Origin of the sequence: Lichenibacterium ramalinae, from assembly GCF_004137085.1 — a bacterium.
In the GTDB taxonomy this organism is placed as follows: domain Bacteria; phylum Pseudomonadota; class Alphaproteobacteria; order Rhizobiales; family Beijerinckiaceae; genus Lichenihabitans; species Lichenihabitans ramalinae.
The window spans coordinates 36,638-50,181 of the sequence record NZ_QYBC01000001.1; the positions used below are offsets into that span (position 1 = coordinate 36,638).

Genomic DNA, 13,544 nt, shown 5'->3' on the forward strand with positions numbered 1-13,544 from the left:
CCCGTCAACCCGCCCCCAGCACCGCCAGCCGCGCCGCCACGGCCGCGATCTGCCCTTCCCCCGCATTGGCGAAGGCGAAGCGCAGGTGGTCGTCCTGCCCGGGGCCGAAGAAGCTGCCGGGGAGCGCCACGACGCCGGCCTCGCGGGCCAGCCGCTCGGCCACGGCGAGGCCCGGCGCCGCGAAGGGGTGACGCACGAAGGCGAAATAGGCGCCCATGGCCGAGACCGACCAGCCGGGCGAGGCCGCCACGACCTCGGCGAAGAGAGCGGCCCGGCGGTTGACCGCCGCTCGCACCTCGGCCCGCCAAGCCCGCGTGCCCTCCACCGCCCAGGCGACGGCCGCCTGGGCGACGCGCGGCGGGCAGATGGTGACGCAGTCGAGCACCTTGGCGATCTCGGCCAGCACCGCCGCGCCGGCCACGACGGCGCCGAGCCGGTGGCCCGGGACCGCGTAGCTCTTCGAGAAGGAATAGAGCTGGATCACCGTGTCGCGCCACGCCGGGTCGGCGAAGAGCCCGTGCGGGCGCCCGTGGCCGTCGGGGAGGAAGTCCCGGTAGGTCTCGTCCACCACCAGCGCGATGCCGGCCTCGCGCGCCAGCGCGGCGAAGGCCGCCAGCACGGCCGCCGGGTAGGTGGCGCCGGTCGGGTTGTTGGGCGACACGAGCACGATGGCGCGGGTCGCGGGCGTGAGGAGCGCCCGCGCCTCGTCCACCGACGGCACGAAGCCCGCCTCGGCCCGGCAGGGCAGCGGCACCGCCGCCACTCCCATCATGTCGAGCGTCATCTTGTGGTTGAAGTACCAGGGTGCCGGCAGCATCACGGCGTCGCCCGGGCCCGCCAGCGCCAGGGCCGTCACCGTGAAGGCCTCGTTGCAGCCGGACGTGATGGCGACCTCGGCCGGCGTCACGGCGGCGCCGTAGGTGGCGGCGATGTCGGCCGCCAGCGCGTCGCGCAGCGCCGCGTCGCCCGTGATGGGACCGTAGGTGGCGCTGGCGGGGTCGCGCGCCGCCCGGGCCAGCCGTTCCAGCAGGGCGTCGGGCGGGGGCAGGCCCGGCACCGCCTGGGCGAGGTCCAGCAGCGGCCCGTGGCGCCCGTCATAGGCGGCCCGCCAGGCCGCCGCCGCCGGGATGGGGGGCGCGTCGGTGGCGAGGAGGCGCGGGTTGAGCCTCACCGCCGCGCCCCTTCGTCGAAGCCCGACAGGAAGGCGTCGAGGCAGCCGCCGATGGCGTCGACGGCATAGCCGCCCTCCTGCACCACGAGCGTCGGCAGGCCCATGGCCCCGAGCCGCCGCCCGACGGCGCCGAAATCCTCCGTGCCGAGCCCGAGCACGCCGATCGGGTCGTCGCGGTGGGCGTCGTAGCCGAGCGCCACCACCAGCACCTCCGCGCCGAAGCCGGCCACCCGCGCCGCCGCCGTATCGAGCGCCGCCAGCATCGCGTCCCCGCCGGCCCCGTGCGGCAAGGGCAGGTTGAGGTTGAAGCCCAGGCCCGCGCCGTGCCCCGTCTCCTCCGGCCGGCCGGTGTAGAAGGGGTAATAGTCGTCGGGGTCGGCGTGGATCGACACCGTCAGCACGTCGGCGCGGCCGTAGAAGATCTGCTGGGTACCGTCGCCGTGGTGGGCGTCGACGTCGACGACCGCGATGCGGCCGAAGCGCCCGCGCAGCCGCTGCGCCGCGATGGCGGTGTTGTTGAGGTAGCAGAAGCCCGAGGCGCGGTCGGCGCGGGCGTGGTGGCCGGACGGGCGGCAGAGCGCGTAGACGGCCCGGGCGCCCGCCAGCACGGCATCGGCGGCGGAGGCGGCCGTCTCGGAGGAGCGGAGGATCGACCCCCAGCTGTCCGGGCCCAGCGGCACCGACAGGTCGCCGAGATACCAGCCGGCCTGGCCGACGAGGCCCCCCGCCGGGCAGTCCGGCCGGGCCGGGTCCTCCGGGCGCCCGCTCCAATACGGGAAGGTGTTGGGCCACACCTCGGGCCCGTGGTCGGGCAGCCGGGTCCAGCGCTCCCAGGCCGTCTCGAGGAAGCGCAGGAAGGCGGGCGTGTGAACGGCGAGCGCCGGCGCCGTGCCGAGCGCGGCGGGAGGCTCGGGCGCGATGCCGTGGCGGGCGAGGGTGCCGAGCAGGCGCTCGGTCCGGACCGGTAGGTCCTTGACGGGCACGAGCCTGCCGAACCGCATGTATTGCTGCGGCGCGTGGCGCGCCTGGTCGGGGTGGTAGAAGGCGCGCATGGACCCTCCTGGCGTCGAAGGCCGGACCGCCGGACGAGCTCCGGCAAGGCGCCAGTGTAGGCCGGCCGAGGCCCGCCCGATACGGCGCGTCCCGCCGCGTCGACGGCGGTGGACGGGGGCCCGGCCCGCGCTGCGCGCGCCGCCGTCCTGCGCTATGGTGGCGCCATGGCCGCCATCCGCTTCACCGACCACCCCGCCCCGCGAGACTCCGCGGCGTCGCCCGGGCCCGCAGAGGCGTCGATCCCGGCGTCGCAGCCGGCGTCGCCCGGGCCCGCCGCCGAGGCGCGCGTCACCCCGATGATGGCGCAATATCTCGGCATCAAGGCCCAGCATCCCGACGCCCTGCTGTTCTACCGCATGGGCGACTTCTACGAGCTGTTCCTCGACGATGCCGTGGTGGCGGCCTCGGTGCTCGGCATCGTGCTGACCCGGCGCGGCAAGCACGAGGGCGAGGACATCCCCATGTGCGGGGTGCCGATCGACCGTTCGGACGACTACCTCCACACGCTGATCGCGCGCGGCCACACGGTGGCGGTGTGCGAGCAGACCGAGGACCCGGCCGAGGCCAGGAAGCGGGGCGGCAAGTCCGTCGTGCGCCGGGCCGTGGTGCGCATCGTCACGCCCGGCACCATCACGGAGGAGCGGCTGCTGGAGCCCGGCCGCGCCAACCTCCTCGCCGCGCTGGCGCGGGTGCGGGCCGACGAGGCGGGGGCGGTCTTCGGCGTCGCCGCCGTCGACATCTCGACCGGCAGCTTCACCGTCGCCGAGGTGCCCGAGGCGGGCCTCGCCGCCCATCTCGCCAGGATCGAACCGCGCGAGATCGTGGTGCCCGACGCCCTGGCCGACGAGCCCGCGCTGCGGGCCGTGCTGGCCGAGGCGCCGGGCGCCGTGACGCGCGTCGCCCGCGAAGCGGCCGACCCCGTCGCCGCCGAACGCCGCATCGCCGAATGGTACGGGGTGGCGACGCTCGACGGCTTCGGCAGCTTCACCCGGGCGGAACTCGCCGCCGCCGCCACCGCCCTCGGCTACATCGCCCGCACCCAGATCGACGCCCGCCCCACCCTGCAGCCACCGGCCCGGGCGGAGCGCGGCCTCACGGTCGAGATCGACGCGTCGACCCGCGCCAACCTCGAGATGACGCGCACGCTCGCCGGCGAGCGGCAGGGCTCGCTGCTCCATGCGGTCGACGCCACCGTCACGCCGGCGGGCTCGCGCCTGCTGGCCTGGCGCCTCGCCGGCCCGCTGACCGACCCCGCCCGCATCGCGGCGCGCCTCGACGCCGTGGACTTCGCCGCCGCCGACCGGCGCCGCCGCGCCGAGATCCGCGGCATCCTCAAGCGGGCGCCCGACATGGCGCGCGCCCTGTCGCGGCTGGCCCTCGGGCGCGGCGGCCCGCGCGACCTCGCGGCCTTGCGCGACGGCCTCATCGCCGCCGCCGCCCTGGCGTCGCGCCTGCTGGAGGAGCCCGCGCTGCCGGCCGAACTCGCCGAGGCGGCGGCGGCGGCCGGCCGCATCGACGCCGGCCTCGGCGCCATGCTCGGCGCCGCCCTCGCCGACGACCTGCCGCTGCTGGCGCGCGACGGCGGCTTCATCCGCGCCGGCCACGACCTCGCGCTCGACGAGGCGCGCGAGCTGCGCGACGACACGCGGCGGGTCGTGGCGGCGCTGCAGGCGCGCTACATCAGCCACACCGAGGTCCGCACCCTCAAGATCAAGCACAACAACTTTCTCGGCTTCTACATCGAGGTCACGGCCCAGGTCGGCGAAACCTGGCGGGTGCCGCCGCACAACGCGCTATTCATCCATCGCCAGACCATGGCGGGCGCCATGCGCTTCTCGACGACGGAGCTGGCCGAGCTGGAAAGCCGCATCGCCACCGCCGCCGACCGGGCCCTCGCCATCGAGAAGGCTTTGTTCGAGGGACTGCTGGCGGCCGTCGCCGCCGAGGCCGACGCCATCCGGGCGGCCGGCGAGGCCCTCGCCGCCATCGACGTCGCCTTCGGGCTCGGCGAGGTGGCGGAGACGCGCGGCTGGGTCCGCCCCACCGTCGACGGCTCGCTGGCCTTCCGCATCGTGGCCGGGCGGCACCCTGTCGTGGAGGCGGCGCTGAAGGGCAAGGGTGTGGACTTCGTCGCCAACGGCTGCGACCTGTCCGGCACCGAGGGACCGGCGCGCCACAGGGCTACGGGCGGGCGCATCGCGGTGGTCACGGGCCCCAACATGGCGGGCAAATCGACCTTCCTGCGCCAGAACGCCCTCATCGCCATCCTGGCCCAGGCCGGCGCCTTCGTGCCGGCCGCCGAGGCCCATATCGGGGTGGTGGACCGGCTGTTCTCGCGCGTCGGCGCCGCCGACGACCTCGCCCGGGGTCGCTCCACCTTCATGGTCGAGATGGTCGAGACCGCCGCCATCCTGAACCAGGCCACGGGCCGCTCGCTCGTCATCCTCGACGAGATCGGCCGCGGCACCGCCACCTTCGACGGCCTGTCGATCGCCTGGGCCGCCATGGAACACCTGCACGACCGCAACAAGTCGCGCGGGCTCTTCGCCACCCACTTCCACGAGCTGACGCAGCTCGGCAAGAAGCTCCCCCGGCTGACCAACCTCACGATGCGGGTCACGGACTGGCAGGGCGACGTGGTGTTCCTGCACGAGGTCGTGGCGGGCGCGGCCGACCGGTCCTACGGCATCCAGGTCGCCAAGCTGGCGGGCCTGCCGGCGAGCGCGGTCGAGCGGGCCCGCACCATCCTGGCCGAGCTCGAGAAGGGCGCGCGCTCCTCGCCGGTGGAGCGCCTGCTCGGCGACCTGCCGCTCTTCGCCCACCTCGACGCCCAAACACCGCCGCCTCCGGCGTCATCTCCGCCGCCGACCCCGCCTTCGCCCCCGGCCGCCGATGCCCTGCGCGACGCCCTCGCCGGGATCGACCCCGACGAGCTGACGCCCAAGGCCGCCCTCGAAGCCCTCTACGCGCTGAAGCGGGCCGCCGCCGTGGCCTGAGCGGCCTCGCGCTTGGATTCCGCTGCCGAGGCGGTTAGGAAGCGCCACGTCCCGCTACGGAGAGCCTGAAATTGAGCGTCCAGTTCCCCGACCGCCTGTCCGTCGACCCCAACAGCCCGCATTACGACGAGGCGGTCCTGTCGCAGGACGTCGGCATCCGCTTCGACGGCAAGGAAAAGACCAACGTCGAGGAATATTGCATCAGCGAGGGCTGGATCAAAGTCGCCGCCGGCACCGCCAAGGACCGTTTCGGCCGCCCCATGACGATCCGGCTGCGCGGCGTCGTCGAACCCTACATCCGCAGCGCGGAAGCCGACGCCTGAGCGGGCGTGAGCTGACCACGGGAGCGCCGACCGGACGACCGTAGAGCCGACGCCGGACCCTTCGCCGCCGGGGAGGTGCTCCGCCGCCCGGCCCGGACCACGGGACGGTCGACGGGAGGACCCGCCCTGAACGCCCTCGCCCCCCGCCTCCGCGGCACGCTCGCCGACCCCGACGTGCTGGCAGGTCGCGCGGCCGCACGCGGGGCGCCCCACGTGGCGGCGCTCGGCGGCTACGTGGCGGGGCTGCGCGCCCGCCACGGCGCCGTGCCGGACGTCGATCCGGCGGACGGCGGCACGGGCGCGCGGCTCCTGCTGCTGCTCGAAACGCCGGGGCCCGGAGCGGCGCCGCTGCGCTTCGTGTCGCGGGACAATCCCACCGGCACCGCCGCCAACATCCGGCGTTTCACGGCCGAGGCCGGCATCGCCCGCGCCGACACGCTGATCTGGAACGCCGTGCCCTGGGTCATCCACGCGCCCGGCGCCCGCAACCGGGCGCCGCGCCGGGGCGAGGTCGCGGCGGGACTGGCGGAACTGCCGGGCCTCCTCGCCCTCCTGCCGGACCTCGCCGTCGCGGTTCTGGCGGGGCGCGTCGCCGCCGCGGCCGGGCCGGCGCTGGCCCGGGCACGGCCGGCGCTGCCGGTGGTGGAGATGCCGCACCCGAGCCCCACCATCGTCTGCACGGCCCCGGCAATCGCGGCGCGGATCCGGGCGGCGCTGCGGACCGCCGCCGACCTGCTGGCCCGACCGGCCTGAGGCGCCGCGCAGGGAAGCCTTTACCATCCGCGTGCCACTCTTCCCGCCTGAGCCCAGGCCGCCCCGGCGACGGGCTCGCGCTTGAAGAAGGCGAGCCCAGGAGGCCACGGGTCCATGGCAGCGCAGATCCTCATCGCCGACGACGACGAGATCGCGCGCGACGTGATGGCCCACGTCCTGTCGGACCGCGGCCATGCCGTGACGGTGGCGGTGGACGGCGTCGCCGCCCTGGCCTGGCTGAGGCGGGGGCGCTTCGCCGTCGCGGTGCTCGACGACCACCTGCCCCTGATCGACGGCGCCACGGCGGCGCAACGCATCTGCCGCGACGGCGGCCCCGCGGCCGGGACGCGGTTCATCGGCGTCACGGCCGATCCCGCCGGGCTGGAGATGCGGGACGCGGACGGCATCGTCTTCGACGCCATCGTGCAGAAGCCCCTGAACCGCGCCGCCTTCGTCGAGACGGTGGAGACCTGCCTGGCGGCGCTGCGCCGCGCCGCCGCCGAGCGCGACATTCTGGCGGCCTGGGGCCGTTGCGGCTTCGAACGGCGGCCCCGCGCCCGCTTCGCCGGCGAACCCGGCCGCGACTGGACCCTGCGCCTCGGCCGCGCCTTCGACCTGTCGCGCCCCGGGAACCCCGATGTCGTGCTGGTGACCGAGGAGGTGCGGGCCGCCGAACTCGCCGAGCTGCGCACCGACGGCAACCTCTTCACCCTGCCCATGGTGGATGTGGCGGGCCGCTGGGGCCGGCTGGCCGATGCCGGCTTCGACATCGAGGACCCGGCGGGGTGGGACGAGGTGGCGACGGTGGCGCGGGGCTTCTCGGCGCGGCGCGCCCAGCTGGCGACGCGGTTCCTGTCCGCCACCACCCTGCCCGACAAGTTGCTGGCCTACGTCTTCGTGTCGGGCCGGGATCTCGTGCCGCTCGATCTCGACGCCGACGAATGGACCCCGACCTATCCGGGCTTCTTCCCCATCCGGCGCGTGCGCGACACGGCCGAGAAGCTGGTCCACCTCGGCATGATGCTGCGCGAAAGCCTCGACGAGGACCAGCTCTTCGCCCCGCCCCGCTTCACCCTCACGCCTTCGGCCGTGGCCTGCCTCACCGGCGCCCCGGTCGTGGCGGCGCCGGCACGGCGGCGCTACCGCTGAACCGCGTGGACGAAGGCCCGTCATGCCGATGACGCCGCGACGGCTGTCGCCGGGCGTCCCGGCACGGAGCCGGCAGGTTCACCGCCGCCGACGGCTCAGCACGCCGCCCCGGTCCCGGGGACGGGCTTGCGCGGCCCCGCGATGGGATCGAGCCCCTTGGCGGTGGCGGGCTGGACGCTCGGCGAGCTGGGGACCGCGCCGTTCTGCGTCGTGCCGGTGAAGGCGCCGCCGAGGCCGGCGCCCGAGAAGCCCGTGCTGCCGCTGTTGCCCGGCGCCGTGCCGGAGGCCGCTCCCTTCGCCTCGGGCGTCGCCGGCGTGGCGGGGGCGGCGTCGCAGCCCGACTTGGACGGGCTCGTCGACTGGGTCTGGGCGCCCGCCGCCGTCATGGCCAGGAGCAGCGCCGCCGCGGCGATCGACAGAACACGCATGTCTCGTCCTCCCATACAGCGGGATCGGTCCCCGCGCCGGATCTGCCGGTGCTTGTTCTCCCGGTTGGCCCGGCCGTCAAGTTCCTGGCGAGCGACGCCGCCTGCTCCATCACGGGCGTCGCCCTCCCGGTCGACGGCCGCCGCCTGCCCTGAGGCTCTTTGAGCGAACGCCCTTCCCCGAAAAACCACGACACGTTCTCGACGGTTTTCGAGGGCCTTCGGGCACGCGTCCGATCCTCCACAGGCTCCGAGGCGGCGCGGGCCCGCCGGCTCAGGACGAGCCACCGGCCCCCTGCGCCTCGGCCGGGAGCGGCCGGGACCGCCAAACCAGCGTCGTGCCGAAGTCCGGCGCCAGAAAGGCGCCCGCATCGAGCCCGGCCTCGGCCTTGGCGCGCGCCAGGGCCTCGAGCGGGGCGTCGATCGCCTCGTCGGTGAGCTGGAACGTGCCCCAGTGGATGCCGAGGCTGAGGCCGGCCGCGAGGTCGCGATGCGCCTGCACGGCGTCGAACGGGTCCATGTGCTGCGCCTGCATGAACCATCGCGGCTCGTAGGCGCCGATCGGCAGCAGCGCCAGGTCGGGTGCGAAGGCACGGCCGATGGCGGCGAAATGCGGGCCGTAGCCGCTGTCCCCGGCGAAATACACGCAGGCGCCGCCCGCCTGCACGGCATGGCCGCCCCACAGCGCCCGCCGCCGGTCGCGTCCCGTGCGGCTCGACCAGTGCTGGGCCGGCAGGTAGGTGACGTCGACGCCCCGCGCCGGCGTGCAGCACTGCCACCAGTCGAGTTCCACCGCCCGGCCGAGGCCGTGGCGCGCCAGGACGCGCCCGTTGCCCAGCCCCGTGACGATCCGGGGCGCCGAGCGCGCGTGGAGGCGCTTCAACGTCGCCACGTCGAGATGGTCGTAGTGGTTGTGGCTCAACAGCACGAGGTCGATGCGCGGCAGGTCGTCGAAGGCGATCCCGGGCGGGCGCACCCGGCGCGGCCCCGCGAAGGAGACGGGGCTGGCGCGCTCGGACCAGATCGGGTCCGTCAGCATGTTGCAGCCCTCGACCTGGATCAGGACGGTGCTCTGGCCCACGAGGGTCAGCAGCACCTCGCCGGGCCCGGCCTCGCGCGGCGGCGGCGGGGCCGGCGCGGCGGGGACGCGGGCGGGCCAGGGGACGCGCCGCCCGGACCGCCGCCACCGCCAAAGGTCGGCGAGGCTGCGATCGGTGTCGACGCCGGGGTTGAAGAACAGCCGGCCGTCGCAATGGTCGGAGATCGGGAAGTCGGGGGATGTCGGTGCGCTCATCGCCCGCGAGATGATCCGGGCTTTGCGGCGAAAGCGGGGGCGGAGCTTGCTGCGGAGCTTGCAGCGGACCCGACCCATCCGGGCGCGCGTTGACGGGCATCGCCGAGGAGCCCCGGATGTCCATCCTGTCCCGCCCTGCCCTGCTGGCCGCCGCCGCCGCAATGGCCGTCCCGCTCGCCGTGCCGGCCCTCGCCGCCGGGGACCCGCTCGCGCCCTATCGCTGGAGGAGCCGCGTGCTCGTGGCGCTGGCGCCCTCCACCGCCGACCCCGCGCTCGCCGCGCAGCGCCGCATCTTCTCCGGGCTCGGCGCGGCGGGCCGCGAGCGGGACCTCGTCCTCGTCGAGGCCACGGACGGCACGCCCGCCGGCGACGCGCTGCGCCGACGCTTCGGCGGGGCGGGCTTCCGCGCCGTGCTGGTCGGCAAGGACGGGGGCGAGAAGCTCGGCGCCGCCGTGCCGCTCGGCGCCGATGCCCTGTTCCCGCTCATCGACGCCATGCCGATGCGCCGGGACGAGATGGCGGGCCGGCGCTGATCCGTCAGGCCGCCGCGACGCCCCGGGAAGCCCAGTCGGCTCCGAGCGCGAAGCTCATCTGGGCGGGCGGCTGGGGGCGACCGAAGAGGTAGCCCTGCGCCTGGTCGCAGCCCGCCGCCTGGAGCTGGGCGAACTGTTCGGGCGTCTCCACGCCCTCGGCCGTCGTCGTCATGCCGAGGCTCGCCCCCAGCGCCGCCATGGACCGCACGATGGTGATGCAGTCCGGCCGGGTGGCCATGTCGCGCACGAAGGACTGGTCGATCTTGATCTTGTCGAAGGGAAAGCGGCGCAGGTAGCTCAACGACGAATGGCCGGTGCCGAAGTCGTCCATGGCGATGCGGATGCCGCGGGCGCGCAGGGCGTGCAGGATCTCCAGCATGTGCTCCCCGTCGTCGAGCAGCACCGTTTCGGTGATCTCGAGTTCGAGCCGCGCCGCCCCGAGGCCGGAGCGGGCCAGCGCCTCGTCGGCGCTCGACACCACGTCCATGAGGCCGAACTGGGCGGGCGACAGGTTCACCGCCACGGTGAAGTCGCCGGGCCAGCGCGCCGCCTGGGCACAGGCTTCGCCCAGCACCCAATTGCCGATCTCGCCGATGAGGCCGATCTCCTCCGCCAGCGGCACGAAATCCGCCGGCGACACCGCCCCGCGCCCCGGGTGGTGCCAGCGCAGCAGCGCCTCGAAGCCCGTGATGGCCACGCGGCGCGTGTCGACGAGCGGCTGGAACGCGAGGGTGAACTCGCGGTTCGCCAGCGCCTGGCGGAGGTCGGCCTCGAGGGCCCGACGGGCGCGGCGCGCCGCGTCCCGGTCCGGCGCGAAGGCCCGGATGGCGCCGCCGCCGGCACCCTTCGCGGCGGCGAGCGCGGATTCGGCGTGGCGGGTGAGGGCTTCGGCGGAGCTGGCGTCGGCCGGCCAGGAGGCATAGCCGACGCTCACCGTCGGGGCGAGGGCGGCGCCGCCCGCCGCGAAGGGTCCGCCGACCGCCTCGGCGAGCCGCGTCGCCAGGGCGCCGGGGGCGGCGGCGCCCGGCGCGATGACGGCGAACTCGTCCCCGCCCAGCCGCGCCACGACGCCGTCCCCGGCCGCCCGGACGATGCGCCGTCCCACCTCGCGCAGCAGGGCGTCGCCGGCCGCCGGCCCGTGGCCCTCGTTGACGTCCTTGAAGCCGTCCACGTCGAGCGCGATGACGGCGAGCGGCGTGCCGCGTCGCCGGGCCTCCGCCAACACGGCATCGAGCTGCTCGGCGAAGAACGCGCGGTTGCACAGGCCGGTCAGCGGATCGTGCCGGGCCAGGAAGGCGATGCGGCTTTCGGCCTGCCGGCGCTCCGTCACGTCCTCGTAGGTGGCGAGCCAGCCGCCGTCGCGCATCGGCCGGTGCGACACCGACACGGTGCGGGGCCCGCCCTCGTGCGGCGCCGCGGCCGGGGGCGCGATCTCCTGGATGAAATTGGTATCGCCGGCCTCGGCCGAGAGGGCCCGCTGGCGGGCATGCACCTGTTCCAGCTGCGGGCCGGTCGCCATGCCGAGGAGATCGGCGAAGAGCAGGCCCGGGATCGGGGCGAGGGCCAGCCCGAACAGCTCGGCGAAGCGCCGGTTGTACACCACGAGCCGGTCGTTGCCGTCCACCATGCAGAGCGCCACCGCCATGTTGTTCAATGCGGCGTCGAACCGCTGGTTCTGCAACCCCAGTTCGCGGTCGCGCCGGTCCAGGACGGCATTGCGGGCCTGGAGCTGCGCGTTGACGGTGGACACTTCGGCGGTGGCGGCGGCGAGGCGCGCCGAGGCCGCCCGCAGCTTCTCGGAGGAGCGCTGCTGTCCGTCCCGGGCGAGGCCGAGCTGGCGGTTGTGCCAGCCGAGCAGCGCCAGCAGCACAGCCCCCAAGGCGAAGAGGCAGGCCAGGACGGCGGTGAGGATGCGGTGGAGCCGCGCCAGTTCGGCCTCCGCCGCGGCCGCCCGGGCCAGGCCGGCCCGGTCCGCCGCTGCCGACAGCCGCGACAGGTCGAAGTCGAGCGGCGCCAGGGCCGCGAGGGCGGCCTCGCCGATCCCGGGCTGGTCGATGCGCGCGATGTCGGGGCCGAGCGCCCGCAGCGCGCCGGCGAGCCGCTCCCTGGTGGCGGCGGCCGCGGTGTCCTGGTCGAGCACGGTCCGGATGGCGGGCAGGTCGAGGGCGGCGGCGCGCGTCGCCAGCGCATCGAAGCGCAGCCGCACGTCCGCCGGCCCCACCGCGGTGCCGGGCACCAGGGCGGCGGCGATGCGCTGCTCCAGGCGGGCGAACTCGATCTCGACCTGGCTCGTCGCCAGGCATGCGTCGCAGCGGGCCGCCGGCGCCAGTTCGGCCTGGCGGGCGCCGATGAGGACCGATACCTGGATGGCGGCGGCGAGGAAGCCGCAGGTGGCGCCCAGGACGACGATCTTGCCCGCCTTCAACGACAACACGGCCTGCGTCCCTGCCTGGCAGCCGGGACGGCGGCCTCCGTCGACGGGCGGCGGGGAGCGGGTCAGGCGGGGGAGTAGAGGGCGGAGTTGCCGCCGTGTTCCGCCACCTCGACAGACTCCAACCAGACGCGGCCGTCCGTCTCTCCATAGACCATTCCGCTGACGTGGAGGTAAACGAAACGCGCCGTCGCCTCGCATCCGACGGCCGGCAGCACGCGGATGTCGGCGAGGCCGGCCGCGCCGAGCGCTTCGAGCCTGTCGCGCTCGGGGTCGTCCTCCGCCACCACCAGCGTGTGGTCGAACATCTCGTGCAGCCATCGCCGCACCGGCTTCAGCCCGCCGAAGTCGAAGCACCAGTTCCGCTCGTCGAGCTCGCGCGTCGCGAAGGTGAAGCGGAAGGCCAGGGCGTAGCCGTGCAGCAGGCGGCAATGGGAATGGCCCGCCCGCCACTGCCGGAAGCAGCAGGACAGGCCCTCGCTGTGGTCGTAGAACTTGGTGGACCGGTAGAGTCCCGGGGCTTGCGCGACCATGCCGGTCAGGACGCGTGGCGTTCGAGCATGGCGCATTCCTGGAGGAACTCGGCCTTCAGTTGCGGGTCGCTGCCCAGCGCGCCGTGATAGGTGGTGTTGACCATGCGGCTCGCATGGGACGCCCGGACGCCGCGGTGGGTCTTGCACATGTGCACGGCGCTGATCCGCACGGCGAGGCCGCGCGGCGCGGTGTTCTGGACGAGGAAGCGCTCGATCTGCTTCGCCAGCTCCTCCTGGATCTGCAGGCGCGACGAGAAATAGTCGACGATGCGGTCGTATTTCGACAGGCCGATGATCTTGCCGTCCGGCGCCGGCAGGATGCCGATCACGGCATGGCCGTAGATCGGCATGAGGTGGTGGGCGCAGGTGGACCGGACCTCGATCGGTCCCGTGACGATCAGCTGGTCGCAGCGCTCGACGTTGTCGAAGTCGGTGATCTTGGGCGGCGCCGTGTAACGACCGCGCAACGTTTCTTCCACCATCATCCGGGCCACGCGGGCGGGCGTGTCCCGAGTATTGTGGTCGTTGCGGTGATCGACCCTCAGGACGTCGAACAATTCCTCGATCTTGCGGGCGGCCGCCTCCGTCATGGCGGCCCGCTCGGCCTCGCCCAGCAGGCCCGGCACGGTCTGGTTTCCGAAGCCCGGCGCGATTCGGGGATCGACGACCTTGTTCATGTTGATCTCCACGCGGTGTCCGAAAACCGGGCCGCCTCGGCGCGCGCCGGGGCGCCACCGGCCGCGGGTCTAGTCCCTTCGCGCGCGCCGCGCACCCCCCCTTGCAAGGCGGGGCACCGGTGCGCGCCGGCACCTCGCGGTGGCGCCGATCCCCCCTTATATAGGGGGTTGGCGTCGCGGGTGTGGCCGGGGCGCGATGCGGGATC

Annotated in this window: 12 protein-coding genes; 5 read left to right on the forward strand and 7 right to left on the reverse strand. The window is 74.8% G+C overall.

Annotated elements, in window-relative coordinates; genetic code table 11:
• Window positions 1-4: 4 nt before the first annotated feature.
• Window positions 5-1,171 (reverse strand): aminotransferase, encoded by a 1,167-nt coding sequence (locus D3272_RS00185; RefSeq protein ID WP_129217058.1) that lies wholly within the window; start codon window positions 1,169-1,171, stop codon window positions 5-7.
• On the reverse strand, window positions 1,168-2,223 hold the full coding sequence (locus D3272_RS00190) for a histone deacetylase family protein (protein ID WP_129217059.1): 1,056 nt from the start codon (window positions 2,221-2,223) through the stop codon (window positions 1,168-1,170). The genes D3272_RS00185 and D3272_RS00190 overlap by 4 nt, the downstream gene beginning before the upstream one ends.
• A 165-nt stretch (window positions 2,224-2,388) precedes the next feature.
• Here D3272_RS00190 and mutS point away from each other — a divergent pair, with 165 nt between their 5' ends.
• The 4 genes from mutS (at window position 2,389) to D3272_RS00210 (ending at window position 7,445) form a co-directional block, all read left to right on the forward strand.
• The gene (gene mutS / locus D3272_RS00195; protein ID WP_129217060.1) at window positions 2,389-5,220 is read left to right on the forward strand and encodes a DNA mismatch repair protein MutS; all 2,832 of its coding nucleotides are present in this window, start codon (window positions 2,389-2,391) and stop codon (window positions 5,218-5,220) included.
• A gap of 71 nt (window positions 5,221-5,291) precedes the next feature.
• A complete protein-coding gene (locus D3272_RS00200) occupies window positions 5,292-5,543 on the forward strand; it encodes a DUF3297 family protein (protein WP_129217061.1) in 252 nt (83 codons plus the stop codon).
• A 174-nt stretch (window positions 5,544-5,717) separates the two neighbouring features.
• Window positions 5,718-6,296, forward strand: coding sequence for a uracil-DNA glycosylase (locus D3272_RS00205; RefSeq protein ID WP_245496297.1), 579 nt, complete (start codon window positions 5,718-5,720; stop codon window positions 6,294-6,296).
• Window positions 6,297-6,410: 114 nt separating this feature from the next.
• Window positions 6,411-7,445: a response regulator gene (locus D3272_RS00210; protein WP_129217062.1), complete on the forward strand. Its 1,035-nt coding sequence runs from the start codon at window positions 6,411-6,413 to the stop codon at window positions 7,443-7,445.
• Between the two features lie 95 nt (window positions 7,446-7,540).
• Here the strand turns inward: D3272_RS00210 and D3272_RS00215 are convergent, their stop codons facing one another.
• Both D3272_RS00215 and D3272_RS00220 read right to left on the reverse strand, forming a co-directional pair.
• Complete coding sequence (locus D3272_RS00215) at window positions 7,541-7,873, reverse strand: hypothetical protein (RefSeq protein WP_129217063.1); 333 nt, start codon at window positions 7,871-7,873, stop codon at window positions 7,541-7,543.
• 271 nt (window positions 7,874-8,144) lie between these two features.
• Window positions 8,145-9,164, reverse strand: coding sequence for an MBL fold metallo-hydrolase (locus tag D3272_RS00220; protein WP_129217064.1), 1,020 nt, complete (start codon window positions 9,162-9,164; stop codon window positions 8,145-8,147).
• Window positions 9,165-9,280: 116 nt separating this feature from the next.
• Between D3272_RS00220 and D3272_RS00225 the strand changes: the two genes are divergently transcribed.
• Entirely contained in the window at window positions 9,281-9,697 is a 417-nt protein-coding gene (locus D3272_RS00225) for a DUF4174 domain-containing protein (protein ID WP_129217065.1), read from the forward strand.
• A 4-nt stretch (window positions 9,698-9,701) separates the two neighbouring features.
• Here D3272_RS00225 and D3272_RS00230 read toward each other — a convergent pair whose 3' ends face one another.
• The 3 genes from D3272_RS00230 to folE form a co-directional block, all read right to left on the reverse strand.
• The gene (locus D3272_RS00230; protein ID WP_129217066.1) at window positions 9,702-12,131 is read right to left on the reverse strand and encodes a putative bifunctional diguanylate cyclase/phosphodiesterase; all 2,430 of its coding nucleotides are present in this window, start codon (window positions 12,129-12,131) and stop codon (window positions 9,702-9,704) included.
• A 62-nt stretch (window positions 12,132-12,193) separates the two neighbouring features.
• On the reverse strand, window positions 12,194-12,661 hold the full coding sequence (locus D3272_RS00235) for a 6-pyruvoyl trahydropterin synthase family protein (protein WP_129217067.1): 468 nt from the start codon (window positions 12,659-12,661) through the stop codon (window positions 12,194-12,196).
• A 5-nt stretch (window positions 12,662-12,666) separates the two neighbouring features.
• A complete protein-coding gene (gene folE / locus D3272_RS00240) occupies window positions 12,667-13,338 on the reverse strand; it encodes a GTP cyclohydrolase I (RefSeq protein ID WP_129217068.1) in 672 nt (223 codons plus the stop codon).
• Between the last annotated feature and the right edge of the window lie 206 nt (window positions 13,339-13,544).